Raw genomic sequence first — 20,491 nt, forward strand, 5'->3', positions numbered from 1 at the left:
GTTTCAGGATTCGACTGTTTGAATTGCGCAAAGAAAATCCTCCCGGGCGGTTTTGGCGTAATCAACTTTCTGATCCGAGCGGCTGTGTATCGGTTCGGCTTTTTCCCTCAATGAGATTCCTGTTCTGTCGTTCAGTACCGCTTTGATTTCCGCCAGTACAGATAGCGCGATCTCTTCCGAAGTTTCGGCCCCTATATCCAGCCCGACAGGGCCGTATATTTTTTCTTTTTGTTTGTCTGTGACCTGAATGCCCTCTTTTTCCAGGTCGTCAAACATTCTCTCCAGTTTTTTCTTCGGGCCCAATGTGCCAACATAAATACATGCTTCGATCTGGATCAGCTGTTTCAGCAGCGCGAGGTCATAATTGTAATTATGCGTCATTAACACAAAAAAAGTACGTGGATCGGGCTGTATATGATCCAGAACTTCATTCGAGCGTGCGACCAGCACTTTGTTTGCTTTGGGGAAACGATGTTTGGTCGCATGTCCGGCCCGGCCGTCGGCTACGGTAATTTCCCAGCCCAATACATGCGCCATTTCCATTAATGGAATAGTGTCATTGCCGGCGCCTACGATCACCAGGGAAGGAGGTAATTTGAGATATTCGATAAAACCCGTCAGATTTTGGCCACTGATCGTGAATTCTTTGAAAAAGGAATCTTCTTTTTCCTTTGCACTGTCGATTTCGGGTACCAGATCGCTCAGGAGCCGGGGATCGGATACATGATGTATCTGAGTATTATCTTTTTCAAGATATAAAAAGCAGGTTCCGGGCTGTTCCGCGGTGCGCGACCGGAGTGAAAACAAAGTGATCAGAACTGCGTTTTGTCTTTTCTGATGAATTCTTTTCAGCAGTTCCACAGGATTGTCGGGCTGACCGGGAAGGATCGGTTCAAAAAGTATGTGTACGATACCGTTGCAACCAAGCTGCACGCCGAGCGTAGTGTCGTTTTCGTCGGTGGTGTCATAAGTTACCAGTTTGTTTTTTTGCTGGGAAATAGCCAGCAAGGCTTTTCGGAGTGCATCACCTTCCAGGCAGCCACCGCTGATAGCGCCGGTCAGCTGGCCGTCGTCGGTAACGAGCATGCGTGCGCCCGGACGTCGGTAAGAGGAGCCTTCCACATGCACCACTGTGGTGAGCGCCATTTTTTTGCCTGCCGCCAGGGCCAGCTCATAGGACTTTATGATGTCCGTAATCTCTTTCATCACGATGCTCTTTTACAATCTTAGAAATTATTTTAACGGCGTGTTCTACCTGTTCTTCCGTGGAAAATCTACCCAGGCTAAACCTGAAAGAATTATGGATCAGTCCATCGGGCACGCCCATCGCTTTCAGCACATAGCTGGGTTCCAATGTAGCGGAGGTACATGCGGAACTCCTTGAGAAGGCAATCTCGTTTCCTGTTTCGAATATCAGTTTTTCACCGTCGATCATGTGAAATGAAATATTGGTGGAGTGGGGCAGGCGGGGGCTGTCTTCTCCGTTTATTTCAACGTCTCCAAGTTCCAGTAATTGATTTTCAAAATAATTGCGGAGCTTCTGCAGCCTTTTTCCTTCTGCAGCTAATTCGTCGCTGCATAGTTCGCAAGCTCTACCAAAGCCGGCAATTGCCGGAACATTCAGTGTGCCGCTGCGCATATTTCTTTCATGTCCTCCTCCATCGATCTGGGCGGTGATGGTCACTGCCGGATTTTTTTTTCTTACATAAAGGGCACCGATGCCTTTTGGGCCATAAAATTTATGAGCGCTGAACGCCATCAGATCGATTCCGTCTGTATGTACATCTACGGCGATTTTTCCCACTGCCTGAGTGGCATCTGTGAAAAAAAGAATTCCATGTTTTTTGGCGATAGCCGAAATTTCGCTCACTGGCTGAATGACCCCCGTCTCATTGTTTGCGTACATGACGGCTATCAGTATAGTATCCGGCTTGATGGCATTTTCGAGCTCAGCGAGATCGATCAATCCGTTGGAACCCACGGAGAGATAGGTGATCCGCCCACCCGATTTTTCTATGCGACGGCATGTATCCAACACTGCTTTATGCTCGGTAGCTACGGTAATGATATGTTTTCCCTTTACGGAATAGTCTTCGAAAGTACCTTTAATTGCAAGATTAACAGCTTCCGTAGCACCGGATGTAAAAACGATTTCCTGAGGATGTGCGCCAACCAAGCCGGCCACACTTTCGCGGGCTATATCCACTGCTTCCTCCGCTTCCCAGCCGTAGGCATGCGTACGGCTGGCGGCATTACCGAATTTTTCGACAAAGAATGGCAGCATTTCGTCAAGGACTCTCGGATCCATGGGAGTAGTAGCATTGTTGTCGAGGTACACGGGCAGTTTTAAGGGCATGTCAAGAAGATACAGTCAGTAACTGAAGAAAACCAAAACATTCTTTATAGTTCAAATTACACAAAAAACCACCTCATTTTAAACATGAGATGGTTTATTACACTAAACGAACAGGTTAACTATTATGATGAAGATCTCAATGCCATTTCGTCCATCGGTTTGACATCCTAGTTCTTGTTCTCAGGAGTGAGCTATCGACAATTGGTGTTTTTGTCAGATTGCGGCTTTACTGGTTACCAATCGCCGATAGCCATATTTTTAATGAATTGGGTATATGGGAGGTATGCGTTGTGACATTTTATAATTATACTCAAAGGAGCTCACAGGCAATTAAAACGCCATTAAACGCGCCTTAAAATGAGGTTAAATTAGGATGAAATTAAAGCCGCAAAATTCGGGGACGATTGAAACTATTTAGTTATTTTTGTATTAAGTCTATAATGTTAGTAGATTAATTTTCCATACTAAATCATATAACTATGTCTTTGCGATTAGGAGATATTGCCCCGGATTTCGAGGCGAATACCACTCAGGGCCCTCTTCACTTCCATGAATGGCTAGGTGAAAGCTGGGGGTTGCTTTTTTCCCACCCGGCAGATTTTACCCCCGTTTGTACTACCGAACTAGGTAAGACCGCCCTTCTGAAAGGCGAGTTTGAAAAACGCAATGTTAAAGTGCTGGCCGTGAGTGTGGACGATCTTGATTCTCACCATCGCTGGATACCGGATATAAATGAAGTAAATAATACGGAAGTTAACTTCCCGATTATTGCCGATGAGGGCCGTAAAGTGGCTTTGCTATACGATATGATCCATCCCAATGCCAGCGAGAAAGCTACAGTCCGTTCCGTATTCGTTATCGGACCTGATAAAAAGATCAAGCTGACTTTGACTTATCCGGCATCAACAGGCCGTAATTTCAACGAAATTCTGCGCGTGGTTGATTCACTTCAGTTAACGGCCAATTATTCGGTTGCTACCCCTGCCGACTGGAAAGACGGAGAGGATGTAATTGTGGTTCCGGCGGTAAGTACTGAAGATGCACAAAAGAAATTTACCAAAGGGCTCAATATTGTCAAGCCGTACCTGCGGTATACACCTCAGCCAAACAAGTAAATAAGGCAGGTGAATTCACTGAAAAGAGTAGGCATAACATTCCGTTGTGCCTACTCTTTTTAGTTTTGCCGCCTCAGTAATCTCTCAGGAAAACCCCTGGCTTTCGGTAACTTCTTCTTCCTTCAATACTTCCTTTCCGTAAAACACCATGTTCCTGCCACCCAGGTAATAGTACCATATCGACGCCCCCATGCTGATATGGCTGATGTCGTTATAATTGAACCAGGGTCCGAAACTGAATTTTAGTGCATGCAGCCCGGCCGATACGGCACCGAGCGCCGTGGCTATGAAGATGTATTTGCTTCCGGGGTCTTTCTTGTGTTTGTAAACATATATCTCGATCAGGAAAAGCATCAGGAATAAGCCGTAAAAGGCATGCACTTCCACCACGACGAAATTGAGGGTGATAAATGTCAGCGCAAAGAAAATGGTCAGTTCCAGGTAATTAAGCCATCCCAGTATTTTTCCATGACTATCTTTCAGAAGGGGTTTTATATGCCATATCGCAGCTCTTTCGAACAAAGCAACAGCAATCATACTCGCAAACCATCCGGGAATTTTACCCCGCATGCCGGTAAGGTATAAAAACCCGTGACCCAATACGCCCCCGATTGCAGTCGCTATGCCCATGAACAAGAAGAAATACTGGATCTGGGTGTACATCCGGTGTTTCCTGCTGAGCTTGTTCAGATGAAAAAATGCATAAATGCATATCACCGTCATCATCAGGCTGCTGATCACAGTGGAAGGTTCAAGTATGGTAACGCCAAAAATCTGTATCTGATGGACCTTACTGAAATCGATAGTTACTTCATTCATGAATAGAAGAGTGTTTTGATTAAGGATTGGAGTGAATGAATGAAGGGTTCTTCAATATTCCTGCCGCCCAAATTAACCATAATTGAGAGAATTTATAAACTATATTCTTGTCAGCGCAACCTTTACCAAAATTATACCAGCCTTGCAAGATCACCTCAGCTGTTTGCAGCGACCTCGGGACTTATATCCTGAAACGACCAGTTGGCAGATGAAAATGAGTCTTTGATCTATTATCGGACAGGAAGTACATAAGATAACTTTCCTTTGTATCGGTAATTGTATTTAAATATGACCATTTGATTTTGCCTTCTCTATCATAAGTAAATAAAACCATGAAAAAACCGTTTTTGTCAACTATCAGATTTGCAGTATTCGCAGTTCTTTTTACTACTCATATAAACACTGCAAATGCACAGGCCCCTAATCCCGGCGGGCAGTCCGCTATTCCCACCGGTAACTCAAAAATTTCAGGAATTGTACTGGATTCAGCTGCTTCCAAAGGCGTTGAATTTGCTAGTGTTGCATTATTCAGAGTTGCGGATAACAAAGCGGTAGATGGTTGTACCGCCGACGAGAACGGGAAATTCTCAATTGTCAAAGTAGCTCCGGGTGAATACAAACTGCTTATTTCATTCATCGGTTTCAAGGATAAGTCCATTGATAATATCAAAGTTGAAAAAGGAAAAGATATTGACCTCGGCTCTGTTCGGCTTGCAGGAAGTGTGCAGAATTTGCAGGAAGTAACGATTACAGGTGAAAAGTCCATGATTGAAGAGAAAGTGGACAGGCTGGTGTTCAATGCTGAAAAAGATATTACATCAAAGGGCGGCGATGCATCCGATCTGCTGAGGAAAGTGCCGATGCTCTCCGTGGACCTGGACGGCAATGTCTCGCTCAGAGGTAGCTCCAATATCCGTGTTTTGATCAATAACAAGCCTTCTACGATCCTGGCCAGCAACGTTGCGGACGCTTTAAAACAGATTCCCGCAGATATGATCAAGTCTGTGGAAGTGATCACATCTCCTTCTGCGAAATATGATGCTGAAGGATCGGGAGGTATCATCAATATCATTACCAAAAAGAATAATCTTCAGGGGCTTATACTGAACGTGGATTCGGGCGTGGGTAACAGAGGTACCAATCTGGGCCTGAACGGAAGTTACAGAAAAGGCAAGATGGGTTTTACGCTGGGCGGTTTTGGCCGGGCATTTTATAACAAAGCTGAATCCACTTTAAACCAGACTACTTTCTCGGGAGGAAATTCCTATCTCACCAATCAGACTTCGAACGCGAAGGACAGAGGGATGTTTGGGCAGTATTCTTTGGGATGGGATTACGATCTCGGTAAAAATCAGGCACTTTCTGCCGGCTTGCGCTACGGGACAAGAAATTTTCTCCAGAAACAAAACCTTACCATCAACCAGTTTGAGAACAATGCGCTGGATGCCACATCTCAAAGGAAAGTAGACCGCAAGGATCTGTCGGGAACGGTGGATTTCAATGTGGATTACATTCGTACATTCAAACCGCAACAGGAATGGAGCATCTCCACTTTGTATAGCAGAACAGGGCTTACCAACAATTTCAATACGGATTTATTGGGTGAATCGGGCAGTGTGGAAGGTCGGTTGAAAAACGAGAACAAGAACCATAATTCGGAATTTACATTGCAGACCGATTATCAGACTCCGATCGGAAAAAACCAGTTGGTGGAATTTGGCGCAAAAGGTATTTTCAGGACTGTTGACAGTGATTTTAAATACCTAATAGGAACTGAATCGGGAGACTTTATATTCAACAGCAGCCAGCCTTCCGGCTCGCTGAACTATAACCAGAATGTTGCTGCAGGATACATTTCTTACACGCTGACCACCAAAAATAAATACACTTTTAAAGCCGGAACAAGATATGAGTACACCGGAATTACGGCTGATATGGGAGAGCAAGGCAAAGTTTCAATTCCTAATTACGGAAATCTGGTGCCCAGCATTAACGTTTCCAAAAGTATTTCGGGTAGTACCACTTTGAAAGCTGCATATAACCGAAGAATTCAGCGCCCTGGAATCCAGCAATTGAACCCGAATGTCAACTTGTCCAATCCGCAGAGCATCAGTACCGGTAATCCTGCGCTTAGCCCCGAACTTACGGATAATTTTGAGGTTGGTTTGAGTTCAAATATTAAGAAGACCTATTTCAATTTTTCAGCTTTTGCACGGCAGACCAACAATTCAATTACGCAGGTAAGAATGGCGGTGGATACACTGCAAGGCGCGATCGTAACTACCTATGAAAACATCGGAAAGCAGCAGGCGTATGGTTTTAACCTTTTCGCGAACGTTTATCTTACCCCCAAATGGACATTAAACGGTAGTGTGGATGTATTGCATTCTTATTTATCCGGGCAGACCGTAAATGCAGAAGGCACGTCGGAAGCAGTGAGTAATTCAGGCTTCAATTATGGAGGACGTCTGATGTCGCAGCTTTCTCTTCCACAGGGTTGGGGATTACAGGCATTCGGTTTTTATCGTGGAAAGGAAATCCAGCTTCAGGGCACACGTACCGGTTTTTATATGTATGCATTAGGGTTTAAAAAGGATTTTGCAAATAAGAAAGGAAGTATCGGATTTGCAGCCGAGAACTTTATGACCAAGGGTGTGAGGTTTACATCAGATCTCAATTCGGCCCAGTTTGCACAGTCCAGCCGGACACAGCTTTATAACCGGAATTTTAAAATAACGCTGAATTATTCTATCGGTAAAATGAGTTTTGATGCACCGAAAAAGAAGACGAAATCGGTTAGTAATACAGACGTTGTCGGTGGTGGGGGAGACCAGAAATAATTACCAATGAGCTGACGTTTAAATATGGACAAAAAAGACAGATTCTACGGGATCTGTCTTTTTTGTTTTGTGTTACGCATATAAATTACAGAAAGCCGACGCTTTACATTTCGTTATTATAACGAGATATTTGTGTATTTTTGAAATACAACGATTTGATTGAGGGGATAAACTAAAAAGCGACAAACCATGAAATGGTCTTTTGTAATTCGTGAAAAACTGAAAGCTGCATTTTTGCTTGGTGGGATAATGGTCCTGATTATTTTGGGCAACCTTTTTTCACGACATAACATGGAAGGCATAAACAAGTCGTTCTCGTCAATTTATCAGGATCGGCTGATTCCGGCCACTACGATTATCTATCTGACAGAAAACCTGTATACAAAGCGGCTTTCGCTCGAAAAATTTGTGTTGTCAAAAGAGATCAAATCAGCCGAGGAGATCAGGGCGCAACTTCAGATGAACAACAATAGTATTGATTCGCTCGTACAGATTTTTGAAAAAACATATCTTGTCGATCAGGAGGCTAAGAGTTTATCGGGCTTGAAAGACCGCATCAATGAATATGTTTCATTGGAAAAAATGATAATCAACCTATGCGCGGCAGGCCTCCATGAAGAAGGGAAGGCGCTTTTTGCGGGGGATGGTGCCCATACTTTTCAAAGTACAATCGATACGCTGAACGAGTTGACCAGCATTCAGTCTATTGTCGGCAAGGAGCTGATGAGCGAATCGAAAAGCAATATGGCAAGTTTCGGTATTATTTCCTTCTTGCAAATCGCGCTCTCGGTAATAATCGGCCTGATCATTCTTGTTCTGATCCAGAATTCCGGCATCATCAACAATCCCAAGATTGTAGCAGAAAAGAACCAATATTTTAACCTGAATTAAATACGATAGGTATCCAAATAAAATGGTCAGGAACGCCTCCTGACCATTTTATTTGGAAAATCAATCCAATCACTACTGACCGACTTTCCGGCCTTTCAAAGTTTCTCTTGAATTTTTGACCTGTTTAAGCAAGTCTTTTTTCACGAACAACCGCGTACCGCTTCCTCCCTGCATGTCAAATGTCCGTTCTTTATATTGAAATTTATTATTGGGCAGAACGTCAAGAAAATAATGTTGTCCGCTCAGGTTGAATTTCATCCCTTTTGTATCCTGCTGTGTGTCGTCCCATGAAACATTGATAACGCCGTTGTCAGAGCTCAAAGAAACACCCGGTGTAAAAGGAAGTACATTGATAGTCTGGATGCTCTTGCCATTGCTCATTGTGATCTGTCCTTCGGGATTGACTTTGATATCGTTCGGGTCCACAACTTCGCGGCGGATATTGATTGCTTTATCGTTGAAGAACTGCACTTTTTCAATCGGGATATTGGCGGCTTCCAGGTCTCTTCTTAAATCTTCTGTAAATACTGTGTAATTGGAGAGGGGCACTGAATTCATGGTGGTACAAGCCGAAACGCTGCTTAAAATTAGTACACCGGCAAAAAGTTTTTTAATCAGATTCATATTTATATAATTCGTGTTTCTTGTGGACTCTATTTGGATGATTGCGGTTTTTAAATGCTTTTATGGACGCAATATTAACAAAAAAGACGATGAGTTACCAACCAATCGATTGATGGTATCCGCAGTATCTTCCTACTGACAATGTGTCAGCAGGATTGGGTTTTGATTGTATTTGGAACGCATATTTTTAGTGCGTATTGCAGGACAGAAAACAATTCTAAAATATAAAACCAAAAAACAAACCATTATGGAATCAGTGATTCAGGAAAAAGGAAATCTCAGTATTCACACCGAGAACATCTTTCCGATTATTAAAAAATTCCTTTACTCGGACCACGAAATTTTTTTAAGAGAATTGGTATCAAATGCAGTTGATGCTTCTCAGAAAATTAAAAAGCTGGCTTCTTACGGAGAGTTTAACGGGGAGCTGGGGGATTTGAAGGTAGTTGTTAAGCTTGATGTTCAGGCTAAAACAATTACTATCAGTGACAAAGGTATCGGTATGACGGCCGATGAAATTAAAAAGTATATCAATCAAATCGCATTTTCAGGCGCTACTGAATTTGTTGAAAAATATAAAGACAAAGGCGAGGACGGCAAAGGTGACAAGGGAATCATCGGCCATTTCGGGCTGGGCTTCTATTCTGCTTATATGGTTTCAGAAAACGTCGAGATCATTACCAAGTCATACAAGGACGGTGCAGAGGCCGTGCGGTGGCAATGTGACGGTTCGACCGAGTTTGAACTGACCAGTGCTGAAAAAGACGAGCGTGGTTCGGATATTATCCTGCATATTGCCGGGGATTCGGAAGAGTTTTTGGATGCAAGCCGCTTGCGTGGTATTCTTGAAAAATACGGGAAGTTCCTTCCGATTGAAATCGAGTTTGAAGACAAGATCATTAACAACCCGAATCCGATCTGGACCAAAAATCCTTCCGAACTGACTGACGAGGATTACCTTGCTTTCTATAAAGAACTACATCCTTTCAGTGAAGACCCTCTTTTTTGGATCCATTTAAATGTTGATTATCCGTTTAATCTTACCGGAGTTCTTTATTTCCCGAAACTAAGAAATGATTTCCAGGGACAGCGTGAGAAAATCCAGCTTTACAGCCGCCAGGTTTTTATTACGGATGAAGTAAAAGATATCGTTCCGGATTTCCTTCAGTTACTGCATGGTGTGATTGATTCGCCGGATATTCCCCTTAACGTATCGAGAAGTTACCTGCAGGCAGATGGTAATGTGAAGAAGATCAATGGCTACATTACCAGAAAGGTAGCGGACAAGTTGCTTGAAATCTTCAGAAATGATCGTGAAGGTTTTGAAAAGAAATTCGATGATATCGGCCTTTTCGTGAAGTATGGTATTATCAGTGATGATAAATTCTATGAAAAAGCGAAAGACTTCTGTCTTGTAAAAAATACAGAAGGAAAATTCTTCACCTTCGAAGAGTACCGTGAGCATATCAAAGAAAACCAGACAGACAAAAATGATATGCTGGTTTGGCTTTACACCACCGACGAGAAAAAACAGGATGCGTTTATTCAGTCGGCGAAGAAGAGAAGTTACGACGTGCTTGCACTGACCAGTGTAATTGATTCACATTTTATCAATGCACTTGAACAAAAAATAGAGAAAACGACTGTAAAGCGTGTGGATGCGGATACGCTTGATAAGCTCGTTGAAAAGGATGTGAAGCTTGAGAGCATTCTGTCGGCGGATGATCAGGAAAAGGTGAAGAAGATTTTTGAAGAGGTTGCAGGCAATAAGGGTGCTAACATCCAGGTGGAAGCTATGCCGGTTGACGAACTTCCAGTTGTCATTACTTTCCCTGAATTTATGCGCCGCATGACCGATATGCAAGCTAGTTCCGGGCAGCGTTCTATGTTTGGTGATATGCCGTTGATGTCGACGGTTTCACTTAACTCCAACCATCCCGTAATTGGCCGGATCCTTCAAACGGAGAATGAGGAAAGTCAGAAAACACTTGCCAAGCAGGTTTATGACCTTGCGTTACTTTCACAAGGTTTGTTAGTCGGAAGTGACCTTACGCAGTTCATCCAGAGAACCGTAACTACGCTGTAAGCGAGTAATCGTTATCAATAAAAAACCGCCCAGGATTATAGATCTTGGGCGGTTTTTTATTGATCGGAAAATTCCAACAAAACTAACCGTTTCCGGTGGCTTTGAAATCAATTCTGATTTGAAACTGAAATCATTTTAGTTTAAAACGAGCTCACCAAGTGCTTTTTTGGTGAATCCTTTCAATTCGGCTGTACGTTGCTCGTGGATTTTTTTGGTCCAGGCCGGATCTGCCAGTAAAGGACGGCCTACTGCAACGAGGTCAAAATCGCCACGGTCCATTCTCCGCACCAGCTCATCCAGCGAAGCGGGCTGCGAACTTTCACCTGCAAACGCAGCCAGAAATTCTCCGTTCAGGCCAATGGAACCAACTGTAATGGTCGCTTTTCCACTTACCTTTTTAGCCCAACCAGCAAAATTAAGGTCAGAACCATCGAACTCAGACTCCCAGAAACGGCGTTGCGAACAGTGGAAAATATCGACGCCTGCATCTGCCAGCGGCGTTAGCCAAGCCTCCATCTCCTGAGGGGTTTTTGCCAGCTGGTTAGTATATGCAGAGGGTTTCCATTGCGATAACCGCAGAATTACGGCAAATTCTTCACCTACTTGCTTTCGCACTTCCTTGATCACTTCGACTGCGAACCGGCTGCGTTCAGGTAAAGTTTTTCCACCGAAGATATCAGTTCTTTGGTTCGTTTCTTCCCAAAAGAACTGGTCGATCAGGTATCCGTGTGCGCCATGAAGTTCAAGTGTATCAAAACCCAATCTTTTTGCATCTGCAGCAGCACGGCCAAATGCCGCGATCGTATCAGCAATATCACTGTCTGTCATAGCCTTTCCATTCTTAAAGCCAGGCCGCCCGAAGCCGGAAGGACCTTCAAAAGGCTCAGCAGGAAGCCACCCGGAATGGTGATCATCCATCACGCCCATGTGCCATATTTGCGGCCCCATTGAACCTCCGGCAGTATGCACACCATCAATGACCTTTTGCCAGCCAGCCAATGCTTCAGTTCCATAGAAGTGCGGGATATTGGGATCGTTAGATGATGCAACGCGTTCGATAACAGTTCCTTCAGACAATATCAAACCTACTTCGCCTTGCGCACGCTTGGCATAATATGCTGCTACCAGGTCGGTAGGAACGCCATCGGGGGAGAAAGATCGTGTCATGGGGGCCATAACGATCCGGTTCTTTATATTCAATGATTTCAGGTTAAAAGGCCTGAATAGACTATCCATGTTCATACACTAGTTGTTATTAATTAATTATAATTCTGATTGAATAAGCTGGCTCAATGCTGCAAATGCTTCCTCATTACGGCGGTAATAAGTCCATTGACCCAGGCGGGTTGATTTTACTAGGCCTGCGCGCTGAAGAGTAGTTAAATATTCGGATACAGTGGATTGTGTGAGCCCGGCCTTCTGCTGGATCTGACCAACACAAACGCCATGCTCAAACCCGAATTCTTTCTGACCGGGGAAACTATCCTCCGGCTCTTTAAGCCATGCAAGGATATTTAGCCGCGTTTTATTAGATAATGCCTTGAAGATCTCTACTTGTTCCATAGCTCGGGAGATATATCGGCTTTTCTCGATATATCTATAAACATAGGATGCCAAATTTTAGTTTACAGGCGTATGATTTTTTATTGGGAAGGAAGGAAATGCAGTCAAAAATATCAATGCGCTAAGCAATTGATCTGAAGCGAGAGATGTACAGCTGGCATGTGTTCATCATAGCCAGTTGCAGTTATTTTGAAGATACTGATTAACTTATCTGTTCCATCTTTCCGCGGATAGAGGTACCAAAGCTGCACACGCGGAGATTTCGATTTGCAGAACGTAAATGTCCGAAACTGATGTCTGGATAGTTCTTTTTAGAAGGTTAGATACTACGGGTTTCTGCCGGCGATCAGCTGGTCTTTCAGCTTCTGCAATTCTTCCCACTTCCCTTCTTTTGCAAGGACGGCCTGTCCAGGCCAGGATCCTGGATCGTGAACCTGGAATCTTGGCCCGGCGCTTTTCAGGACGCCTGCTATTCTGACCGGGTTAATATCAGCCAGCTGTTCGAAGGTATAGATGCCTTGTTTATTCAATAACTCTTCTATTCTGGGGCCAATTCCTTCGATGATTTTCAGGTCATCCGGATCACGTTTGGGTGCCGGATCGGGGTAAATAGTGCTGGCAATTTTAGCGGTAACAGGCACAAAAGGCCTATCCTTTTCAGCATCGACGTATCGGGCGAGTTCCTCTTTCTTTTCTTGGATGGTAATTTTGAGGTCGTCCACTTTTTTGCTAACAATACGTCTGCCGAGAAACCAGGCGAGATATGCGACTCCGCAAAGTGGTATTAAAATTTCAGCTACTGAGATCAACAGATCCTGTAAGTCCAGTGTGGTAATATCTTTCAAGTTTTTCTCAAGGTTTATTTTTCGAAACGATAGTTTCTCAATTCACGATTTAGTTTTGCCAGCCTGTGTTTAAGGCCTTTGACCTTTGATTTCTCTGATCGTAAACCGATCAGAAAACCAAGTATTGCAGTGACTGAAAACATCACTGCGTAAGGCCATATTACTTGAAATCCTTCAAAAAGAGTTACTTCCTGCATCTTAAATAAATAAAAAAGTAAATATTTATTGAGCAACAGCCGTAGTGGTACCATTGCTTACTCCAAGTTCGATAGCGCCTCTTACAGAATCTGCATCCATGACCATATCCGGTTTTACACGGGCTCTGAATTTGAGCAGGGAGTCGGGAAGGCCTTTGCTGAGAAAGTATTTTTTGATACGAAACGCCCTGGCGAGTCCGAGGTTGGGAAATACCGTTTTATTGGTTTCGTCGGCAGAATAAAAGCCCGTGATGGTCACAACTTTGCCGCGGGCAGTTGCGTAAGTAGTTAGTGAGTCCAGTATTTTTTTTACCGGATCAAGATCAAGACTGTCACCCGACCTGGCAAAACTGAAACCGCTTTTTGCAGGTTGGCTGGGCTTGTCCGCGTCAGCTGTTTTTACAGGTGCGGCCGGGAGAATTGTATCCATTTCCGTCAGCTGGCTTTTCATGGCCCACATGTCGGAATTTTTGAGTTTGAAAACGTGCCAATACGTTGATCCCAGGATCCAGATTGTAAGAAGAGTCCATAAAAAGAACTTACTTTTTGACATGTTCTATCCTATTTTCAGTAGTTGTGTAGTTTAATACAAAGCAGTTTTTCCGAGCATCATACCCTTAAAACCAAAACAGCCGTGATATTTCTACCACGGCTGATTCATTTATCGGTTCATTGAAATCAGAAATTCTTCATTATTTCGGGTGCCCTTCATGTGTTCCAAAAGGAAATCCATGGATTCCATTGCGTTCATGTCCGACATGTGCTTGCGAAGTATCCATACCTTTTTAAGGGTTTCTTTATCGAGCAGCAGGTCTTCACGACGTGTACCTGATGCCATTACATCGATGGCAGGGAATACGCGTTTATTGGAAAGCTTTCTGTCGAGTTGTAATTCCATGTTGCCGGTACCTTTGAATTCCTCAAAGATTACCTCGTCCATTTTGGAACCTGTATCGATCAGTGCAGTGGCTATGATAGTAAGAGAACCGCCATGTTCAACATTTCTGGCTGCTCCGAAGAAGCGTTTTGGTTTGTGCAATGCATTCGCGTCCACACCACCGGAAAGGATCTTACCGGAAGACGGAACTACTGTATTGTAAGCACGGGCAAGACGGGTGATAGAATCGAGAAGTATAACTACATCATGGCCGCATTCCACCATTCTTTTTGCCTTTTCAAGAACGATACTGGCAACTTTTACGTGACGGTCGGCCTGTTCATCAAAGGTTGAGGCAATTACTTCTGCGCGAACGCTGCGTTGCATATCGGTAACTTCCTCCGGACGTTCGTCTATCAAAAGGATCAGAAGGAAAACTTCCGGGTGATTTCTGGTGATCGCATTTGCAATTTCTTTAAGCAAAACAGTCTTACCAGTTTTCGGCTGTGCAACGATCATCCCACGCTGACCTTTTCCGATCGGAGCAAAAAGATCCAGAATCCTGGTTGAATACTGATCCGGCCGCGAGCTTAGTCTAAGACATTCATCCGGGAAAAGCGGTGTGAGATATTCAAAAGGGATACGGTCACGAATTTCCTCAGTGGTTTTTCCATTAACCGTTTCAACTCTTAGCAGCGCAAAATATTTCTCGCCTTCTTTGGGAGGGCGTATCTGGCCCCTAACCGTATCACCGGTTTTCAGGCCGAAAAGTTTTATCTGGGAAGGAGATACATAAATATCATCCGGGCTAGCTAGATAATTGTAGTCAGCGGAACGCAGGAATCCGTAACCGCCGTCCTGCATAATTTCAAGAACCCCCTCGTTGATGATCAGTCCATCAAATTCCCTCACGTAATTGTTGTAATTACGTTTGATCTTCGAGGAAGGATCTTCACGTTGAGAACTAGGCTGTTGCGGACGTTCTGGGTTATCGTTACTCTGACGTGAAGGTTTTTCTTCTTTAACGGCAGGAGAAATGTCTGAAACTGTTTCAGTTGTTTTATCCTGAATTTCTTCGGCAGGTTGGTTTTCAACAGGCTCCGCCGGAATAATAACCTCTTCTTTCCCCAGATCATTTAGCGTGTCGCTATCGGAATCATCGACATCCAGGTTGTCACTTTCTGAATCAATTTCAGCGACAATTTCGGAGTTTTTATATGAATTTTCGACACGTTGCGATTCACTTCTGGATGGAAGATCGAACAAAGGCGCAGCAGATGCAACGGGTGCCGGTATATCTTTCTTGCCTTTTGAAGGCGGGCGGTTGCCTATTTGTTTAGCAGAGACAGGCGTGGCTTCAACCGGCCTGCGGACTCTTTTTTTCTTCGGTTCTTCTGTACCGTTTACAGGTGATTCTGTATTTTGTACAGTTTCTTGGTGGGTCAGAATTCTGTTAATCAATTCTTTCTTAGGGAGTTTGGCATAATCGGGTACGCCAAGGCCGCCTGCTATTTCTTTTAGCTCTGATAGAAGCTTAATGTTCAATTCATCAATTGTAGGCATATAGAAAAAGGAAAGTAAAGTAACACTTTACCAAATGGAAATTATGTTTTTGAGAATTTAATTGGGTAAGTCCGAGAAGTATGTCCCGCGGTCACGTGATGGTCATTGATGTCAGAATAAATATTTCTGTAAAAGTCTATGTGACGACTTTACAAACTGGAAAACTCGCTGAATTAAAAGTGAAAAGTTTGTAAATTTTAATACTGATAGAAGTACGGACAATAAATCTGCAAGATTTTTTAAACCTCGATAACGTTGAGAGTTATCGCGAGATGGAATTTGGATTTATAAGTCGATACCGGACTTAGTGAAACGAAGGTAAACATAGAAATTTTTATTTCCAAATGTTTCGTCACAAAAGTGGCTAATTCAGCATTTAAGCGGTCATACCCGGCTTAAAGTGCCCGTTTTGAACGTTGAATTTTTATCTGTTAATGAATAATTTACAGGGCTGTCATCGTGTTTGTGTCCGCACTAGTTTTTATGGACATAAAGTAAGACTTTTGTAGCATTATGAACGTTGTTGTTGATTCAGGGAATACATTTTCGAAGGTTGGATGGTTCCAAGGAGAAAAACTTATACGCTATACGAAGGGGCTTGGTTTTGAAGAACTCGTACAGGCTATACGTGCCGATGTCCCGCAGAATGTATTCTTTTCATCCGTTGGAATGGATTCTCAGGAATTTAAAAATGCGCTGGATCTGCCAGTCAATGTCTGGAATTTATCGCCGGATACGCGACTCCCGATTCATAAAAATTACGATACTCCCGATACACTTGGCGCAGACCGAATTGCTGCATCAGTAGGTGCTAATTTTCTATATCCCGGTGAAGATGTGGTAGTTGTGGACATGGGCACGTGTATCACATATGACCTGATCGACAGCTCGGCGACTTTTCAGGGCGGACTTATTTCTCCGGGGGTAAGAATGCGATTCAAAGCGATGCACTCCTTCACTAAAAGGCTTCCCATGGTTGACCCGGAAAAAGATCCTGTTTTGGTAGGCAAAAGTACGCGGCAAGCCATGCAAAGCGGAGTCATGAACGGCGTGTTGGCGGAGATGGAAGGAATAATTGAAAAGTACCGGCACAAATCGCCCGATTTGCGCGTAGTATTATGTGGCGGCGATGTTGCTTTTTTTGAAAGTAGCCTGAAACCACCCATCTTTGTGGTTCCGGAATTGGTTTTAATAGGATTGAACAGAATTTTAACATATAATGTCTCTTTACAGTAGAATAGGAATACTTACTTTGGCAATTACACTCGGTTGGAGTTGTTCAGACCTTACATCAAAGTTAAATGCCCAGGGTTTAGGCAATTCACCGTATTCGTCTCTCGGCATGGGAGAATTTTATGGAGATGCATATTCCGATAATGCTGGAATGGGACAGTCTGGAGTTAGTACCAGCACCGGCTTTCAAATAAACAACCTCAATCCGGCACTCTGGGTTCGTAACAGGTTTACTACACTTGATATTGGCCTAATAGGACAGTATAAAGAGATCGTTTCGGGTGCGAAGAAACAGGGAAATGCAGGTGGAAACCTCGCTTATGTTGCATTATCGTTTCCCATCAGTCCCAAATGGGCACTGGGTATCAGCTTGAAACCCTACACATTTGTTGACTATGAAAATACGTCGAGCCGTAATGTATCCGGCGCGCCGGATATTAATGACTACATCAAAAACTATGCAACTAGCGGCACTGTTACCCCAGATCTACCGCCAGGCCCGGGAGTTATAGATGCTCAGTACGTTGTGTCAGGAAAAGGCGGAATCAATAAAGCCTCTATCACCAATTCTTTCCAGATAGGGAAATATCTGAGCGTAGGACTTGAAACTTCGTATTTCTTTGGTAATGTACGCAAAGCATCAGAAGTTTCCCTGGGCATTCCGGGAGCGAATTATGTGGTAAGTTTGAATGAACGCTCTACTTATTCCGATATCGCATTCCGTGGAGGAGCCGCATTGCGAATCCCGATCAAAAAGGATAACAAGCTGAACCTGAACCTAGGCGGTACCTACAGTTTCAGTACAACAATAAATGCTACCCAAACTACGTCTTTCGAGCTTACTCAAAGCGGTTTTAACGTTGTCGACCCAGATACTTTACAGAATAATCTGAGTGGCGGATTGAAAATCCCGGAACAGTTCCAGGTCGGTGCCAGTCTTGAATGGCCGTTTAAGATGATTGTTTCGGTTGACTATAACCATCAATCTTGGTCAAATTACCGGAATTTTTCTAATTCAAATGACAATCTGAAGGATGTTGGCAGGTTCAATGTCGGGCTGGAATATTTGCCTCGTTTTTCTTCTTTGAATTATTTTGACCTTGTAAGGTACCGCATCGGTTTCAGTCATGGTAAAACCCCCTATACCATCGGGAAAAATGATGTTAATGATACCAATGTAAGTATAGGTTTCACTTTCCCCATGGGCCGCGGTTATCAAAACTTTTTGTCGCTGGCCCTCGTAGGCGGACAACGCGGCAATACAGGCGCAGGAATGATCAGAGAAAGGTACGGACGTGCAGTTTTGGGTATTACTCTTCTTGACAGATGGTTCGTAAAACAAAAAATAGATTAATAGAATTGGTCTTAGGAACTATGCCAAAAGGAGATAAATTTTTATCTCCTTTTTATCTTATAGTACTACTAGGTTTGCTTTTTTGGGCCTGCGAAGGTAAAAAGAACAAATTGGGGGCACTTTACACTGGACCACTGGAGATTGTTAATCAAGTTGAAGTTAAGTACAGTGAACAGGGGAAGCTTAAAGTATTGATGAAGACCCCAAAATCGTTGCGGTATCAAAATGAAACCAAAGTATTTCCAGATACTATCAACATCAGCTTTTTTGATTCATTAGGTACGGTTGTAACACGTCTGCGGTCCGATTCAGGTCGATATGATCAGAATTTGGATGTGTATATCGTGAAGGGGAATGTACGGGTTGTGAAGTCTGTTACCGATGAAGTGCTGACTACAACTGAATTAAGCTGGAGTCCAAGGACGCGAAAAGTATTTACAGAAAAGCCCCTGTCTGTCATAAATAAGCGAACATCCGAAGTGACTAATGCGATTGGTATGGATGCCGAACAGGACTTCACGAGGATCAAATTCAGGAAAGCTACAGGCATTTACAAGTTTACAGGCCCTTAATTCGGCGCGCAATCTTTCAGCGATTTTTCAACGAATTCAATTGAAGTGAATACGCTGTCCTTACCCCATTTTATATTCAGGTAGGTCACTATTTCGGCAATTTCCAGGTCTTTCAGCTTTGGGTTAGGGGGCATGGGCCTGCTGAATTCTTTTCCATTTACCATGATCGTATCGCTCATACCATTTTTAATAATGCATGCAAGGCGGGACTTCTCTGTTAACTGCCCGGAGCCGACGAGAGGCGGATAAAGACCTGACATTCCTTTTCCATCAGTCTGGTGGCAGTTGGAACAATAAGTTGTATACAACTGGTATCCCTCTGCAAAATATTGTTCACTCTTCAGTTCCTGCGAGCTTTGGCATGCATCATTGAGCAACCCCAGAACAAGCAATGCGCCAGCTGGTCTGATCATTCGAAAAACCTCTGTAAAATGCATTATTTCTTATATTCTTCCAGGAGGGTCGTAATATCTTTCAGCAGCTTTTGTGTTCCTTCGTCGGTAGTCCCATCATACATTCCACGCACATGTTTCTCCTTATCAACCAGAATGAACGCACCACTATGAATGTAACCTCCTTCAGCTGACTTGTCCTCCTTCGCAGTTGACATGTAATTCTTCTGCCCGATCTCGTAGATCTTGTCTTTTGGGCCGGTCACAAACTGCCATTGTTTTCCCTCAACGCCCAGATCTTCCGCGTATTTGTGTAGTACTTGAGGTGTATCATGTTCTGGGTCAATCGTATGCGAAATAATCATTACATCAGGATTTGCTTTAATTTCTTTAAATACCTTAAGCATCTGACGCTTCATCACGGGGCAAATGGTAGGGCAGGAGGTAAAGAAAAAGTCTGAGACGTAAATTTTTCCTTCAACGATTTTTTCAGTTATGGTATCCGAGTCCTGATTTACAAATGTGAAAGGAGGTATTACATTATAAATAGTATCAACTATTTCTTTGCCATCGACTGTTTTGGTAACCCAGTCACGCTCCCCCAAGATCGGAAGTTTGTTGTTTTCACTGCCACAGCTGAAAATCGCGGACAATGTAAATAAAGATGCTATAAAATTTATGCAAATATTTTTTTGAATCAATCTCATTACTATTATTCTAAAAATGTTTTGGTTTCCTCGATCGCCTTTACTGTTTGCTGTTTAACCAGGAGTATTTTTTCTTTTTGCTGTTCAAAATATAGAACGGCTGCCTCAGGGTTCAATTTTTTGGCTGAATCCCCACGGTAAGCATGCATCCAGTCCATCATCAATTTGTCAGATTCATTAAGCCTTTGGTTTAAATCAACAGCCTTGATACGTGCCTCGGCAGTAGTGTTGCTGCTTACACCCTCATTTTGCAAGCTATCCATAGTCTGGATTTTTTCGGACAACTGCGATTTTAGCGACATGATATCGTCCATTTGCGGCATAACCTCATCGTGAATCGCAAGGACTTCAGTTTCAAGCTCCTGTACTTTATCTGCTTTTTTATCACAGGAGGCGAAGCCAGCCAGAATGGCGACAAGCATTATTAAATTCTTCATCATGATATAAGGGTTATGTG

The 20,491-nt window shown here is 43.4% G+C and carries 19 protein-coding genes; 7 read left to right on the forward strand and 12 right to left on the reverse strand.

Features of this window, described 5'->3' with window-relative positions; translation table 11 throughout:
• Window positions 1–3 precede the first annotated feature (3 nt).
• Window positions 4–1,206 carry an XdhC family protein gene (locus tag FBF61_RS13620; protein ID WP_138477933.1) on the reverse strand — a complete coding sequence of 401 codons (1,203 nt, stop codon included), beginning with the start codon at window positions 1,204–1,206 and terminating at the stop codon, window positions 4–6.
• Entirely contained in the window at window positions 1,172–2,356 is a 1,185-nt protein-coding gene (locus tag FBF61_RS13625; protein WP_138477935.1) for a cysteine desulfurase family protein, read from the reverse strand. The genes FBF61_RS13620 and FBF61_RS13625 overlap by 35 nt, the downstream gene beginning before the upstream one ends.
• Window positions 2,357–2,835: 479 nt before the next feature.
• On the opposite strand from FBF61_RS13625, the gene FBF61_RS13630 reads away from it, so the two are divergent.
• Window positions 2,836–3,471 carry a peroxiredoxin gene (locus FBF61_RS13630; protein ID WP_138477937.1) on the forward strand — a complete coding sequence of 212 codons (636 nt, stop codon included), beginning with the start codon at window positions 2,836–2,838 and terminating at the stop codon, window positions 3,469–3,471.
• 84 nt (window positions 3,472–3,555) lie between these two features.
• Here FBF61_RS13630 and FBF61_RS13635 read toward each other — a convergent pair whose 3' ends face one another.
• Complete coding sequence (locus tag FBF61_RS13635; protein WP_138477939.1) at window positions 3,556–4,290, reverse strand: DUF6962 family protein; 735 nt, start codon at window positions 4,288–4,290, stop codon at window positions 3,556–3,558.
• Between the two features lie 332 nt (window positions 4,291–4,622).
• Between FBF61_RS13635 and FBF61_RS13640 the strand changes: the two genes are divergently transcribed.
• Both FBF61_RS13640 and FBF61_RS13645 read left to right on the forward strand, forming a co-directional pair.
• On the forward strand, window positions 4,623–7,130 hold the full coding sequence (locus tag FBF61_RS13640) for a TonB-dependent receptor (protein WP_138477941.1): 2,508 nt from the start codon (window positions 4,623–4,625) through the stop codon (window positions 7,128–7,130).
• 189 nt (window positions 7,131–7,319) lie between these two features.
• On the forward strand, window positions 7,320–8,021 hold the full coding sequence (locus FBF61_RS13645; protein WP_138477943.1) for an MCP four helix bundle domain-containing protein: 702 nt from the start codon (window positions 7,320–7,322) through the stop codon (window positions 8,019–8,021).
• A 72-nt stretch (window positions 8,022–8,093) separates the two neighbouring features.
• Here the strand turns inward: FBF61_RS13645 and FBF61_RS13650 are convergent, their stop codons facing one another.
• Window positions 8,094–8,645 (reverse strand): hypothetical protein, encoded by a 552-nt coding sequence (locus tag FBF61_RS13650; RefSeq protein WP_138477945.1) that lies wholly within the window; start codon window positions 8,643–8,645, stop codon window positions 8,094–8,096.
• A 247-nt stretch (window positions 8,646–8,892) separates the two neighbouring features.
• Here FBF61_RS13650 and htpG point away from each other — a divergent pair, with 247 nt between their 5' ends.
• On the forward strand, window positions 8,893–10,731 hold the full coding sequence (htpG, locus tag FBF61_RS13655; protein WP_138477947.1) for a molecular chaperone HtpG: 1,839 nt from the start codon (window positions 8,893–8,895) through the stop codon (window positions 10,729–10,731).
• A 135-nt stretch (window positions 10,732–10,866) separates the two neighbouring features.
• Here htpG and FBF61_RS13660 read toward each other — a convergent pair whose 3' ends face one another.
• The 5 genes from FBF61_RS13660 to rho form a co-directional block, all read right to left on the reverse strand.
• A complete protein-coding gene (locus tag FBF61_RS13660; RefSeq protein WP_229215035.1) occupies window positions 10,867–11,967 on the reverse strand; it encodes an NADH:flavin oxidoreductase in 1,101 nt (366 codons plus the stop codon).
• A 27-nt stretch (window positions 11,968–11,994) separates the two neighbouring features.
• The gene (locus tag FBF61_RS13665; RefSeq protein ID WP_138477951.1) at window positions 11,995–12,294 is read right to left on the reverse strand and encodes an ArsR/SmtB family transcription factor; all 300 of its coding nucleotides are present in this window, start codon (window positions 12,292–12,294) and stop codon (window positions 11,995–11,997) included.
• A 326-nt stretch (window positions 12,295–12,620) separates the two neighbouring features.
• A complete protein-coding gene (locus tag FBF61_RS13670; RefSeq protein ID WP_138477953.1) occupies window positions 12,621–13,139 on the reverse strand; it encodes a helix-hairpin-helix domain-containing protein in 519 nt (172 codons plus the stop codon).
• Window positions 13,140–13,361: 222 nt separating this feature from the next.
• Window positions 13,362–13,889, reverse strand: coding sequence for an OmpA family protein (locus tag FBF61_RS13675; RefSeq protein WP_138477955.1), 528 nt, complete (start codon window positions 13,887–13,889; stop codon window positions 13,362–13,364).
• A gap of 108 nt (window positions 13,890–13,997) precedes the next feature.
• Window positions 13,998–15,776, reverse strand: a complete 1,779-nt coding sequence (gene rho / locus FBF61_RS13680; RefSeq protein ID WP_138477957.1) for a transcription termination factor Rho — start codon at window positions 15,774–15,776, stop codon at window positions 13,998–14,000.
• A 513-nt stretch (window positions 15,777–16,289) separates the two neighbouring features.
• On the opposite strand from rho, the gene FBF61_RS13685 reads away from it, so the two are divergent.
• The 3 genes from FBF61_RS13685 (at window position 16,290) to lptC (ending at window position 18,935) form a co-directional block, all read left to right on the forward strand.
• A complete protein-coding gene (locus FBF61_RS13685) occupies window positions 16,290–17,012 on the forward strand; it encodes a type III pantothenate kinase (RefSeq protein ID WP_138477959.1) in 723 nt (240 codons plus the stop codon).
• A gap of 106 nt (window positions 17,013–17,118) precedes the next feature.
• Complete coding sequence (locus FBF61_RS13690) at window positions 17,119–18,363, forward strand: BamG-related protein (RefSeq protein ID WP_138477961.1); 1,245 nt, start codon at window positions 17,119–17,121, stop codon at window positions 18,361–18,363.
• Window positions 18,336–18,935 (forward strand): LPS export ABC transporter periplasmic protein LptC, encoded by a 600-nt coding sequence (gene lptC, locus FBF61_RS13695; RefSeq protein ID WP_229215036.1) that lies wholly within the window; start codon window positions 18,336–18,338, stop codon window positions 18,933–18,935. Before FBF61_RS13690 ends, lptC begins: the two co-directional genes overlap by 28 nt.
• Here lptC and FBF61_RS13700 read toward each other — a convergent pair.
• The 3 genes from FBF61_RS13700 to FBF61_RS13710 form a co-directional block, all read right to left on the reverse strand.
• Window positions 18,932–19,348 (reverse strand): c-type cytochrome, encoded by a 417-nt coding sequence (locus FBF61_RS13700; protein ID WP_229215037.1) that lies wholly within the window; start codon window positions 19,346–19,348, stop codon window positions 18,932–18,934. The genes lptC and FBF61_RS13700 overlap by 4 nt on opposite strands.
• A gap of 23 nt (window positions 19,349–19,371) precedes the next feature.
• Window positions 19,372–19,971, reverse strand: a complete 600-nt coding sequence (locus tag FBF61_RS13705; protein ID WP_374756612.1) for an SCO family protein — start codon at window positions 19,969–19,971, stop codon at window positions 19,372–19,374.
• A 68-nt stretch (window positions 19,972–20,039) separates the two neighbouring features.
• Window positions 20,040–20,474 carry a viral A-type inclusion protein gene (locus FBF61_RS13710; RefSeq protein WP_229215038.1) on the reverse strand — a complete coding sequence of 145 codons (435 nt, stop codon included), beginning with the start codon at window positions 20,472–20,474 and terminating at the stop codon, window positions 20,040–20,042.
• Window positions 20,475–20,491: the final 17 nt, after the last annotated feature.

Origin of the sequence: Dyadobacter bucti, assembly GCF_005869225.1 — a bacterium.
In the GTDB taxonomy this organism is placed as follows: Bacteria; Bacteroidota; Bacteroidia; order Cytophagales; family Spirosomataceae; genus Dyadobacter; species Dyadobacter bucti.

What these genes read in the sequence shown, in the direction of transcription:
- FBF61_RS13620 (WP_138477933.1), bottom strand. Translation starts at nt 1,206, where the DNA reads ATGAAAGAGATTACGGACATCATAAAGTCCTATGAGCTGGCCCTGGCG.
- FBF61_RS13625 (WP_138477935.1), bottom strand. Translation starts at nt 2,356, where the DNA reads ATGCCCTTAAAACTGCCCGTGTACCTCGACAACAATGCTACTACTCCC.
- FBF61_RS13630 (WP_138477937.1), top strand. Translation starts at nt 2,836, where the DNA reads ATGTCTTTGCGATTAGGAGATATTGCCCCGGATTTCGAGGCGAATACC.
- FBF61_RS13635 (WP_138477939.1), bottom strand. Translation starts at nt 4,290, where the DNA reads ATGAATGAAGTAACTATCGATTTCAGTAAGGTCCATCAGATACAGATT.
- FBF61_RS13640 (WP_138477941.1), top strand. Translation starts at nt 4,623, where the DNA reads ATGAAAAAACCGTTTTTGTCAACTATCAGATTTGCAGTATTCGCAGTT.
- FBF61_RS13645 (WP_138477943.1), top strand. Translation starts at nt 7,320, where the DNA reads ATGAAATGGTCTTTTGTAATTCGTGAAAAACTGAAAGCTGCATTTTTG.
- FBF61_RS13650 (WP_138477945.1), bottom strand. Translation starts at nt 8,645, where the DNA reads ATGAATCTGATTAAAAAACTTTTTGCCGGTGTACTAATTTTAAGCAGC.
- htpG (WP_138477947.1), top strand. Translation starts at nt 8,893, where the DNA reads ATGGAATCAGTGATTCAGGAAAAAGGAAATCTCAGTATTCACACCGAG.
- FBF61_RS13660 (WP_229215035.1), bottom strand. Translation starts at nt 11,967, where the DNA reads ATGGATAGTCTATTCAGGCCTTTTAACCTGAAATCATTGAATATAAAG.
- FBF61_RS13665 (WP_138477951.1), bottom strand. Translation starts at nt 12,294, where the DNA reads ATGGAACAAGTAGAGATCTTCAAGGCATTATCTAATAAAACGCGGCTA.
- FBF61_RS13675 (WP_138477955.1), bottom strand. Translation starts at nt 13,889, where the DNA reads ATGTCAAAAAGTAAGTTCTTTTTATGGACTCTTCTTACAATCTGGATC.
- rho (WP_138477957.1), bottom strand. Translation starts at nt 15,776, where the DNA reads ATGCCTACAATTGATGAATTGAACATTAAGCTTCTATCAGAGCTAAAA.
- FBF61_RS13685 (WP_138477959.1), top strand. Translation starts at nt 16,290, where the DNA reads ATGAACGTTGTTGTTGATTCAGGGAATACATTTTCGAAGGTTGGATGG.
- FBF61_RS13690 (WP_138477961.1), top strand. Translation starts at nt 17,119, where the DNA reads ATGGGAGAATTTTATGGAGATGCATATTCCGATAATGCTGGAATGGGA.
- lptC (WP_229215036.1), top strand. Translation starts at nt 18,336, where the DNA reads ATGGTTCGTAAAACAAAAAATAGATTAATAGAATTGGTCTTAGGAACT.
- FBF61_RS13700 (WP_229215037.1), bottom strand. Translation starts at nt 19,348, where the DNA reads ATGATCAGACCAGCTGGCGCATTGCTTGTTCTGGGGTTGCTCAATGAT.
- FBF61_RS13710 (WP_229215038.1), bottom strand. Translation starts at nt 20,474, where the DNA reads ATGATGAAGAATTTAATAATGCTTGTCGCCATTCTGGCTGGCTTCGCC.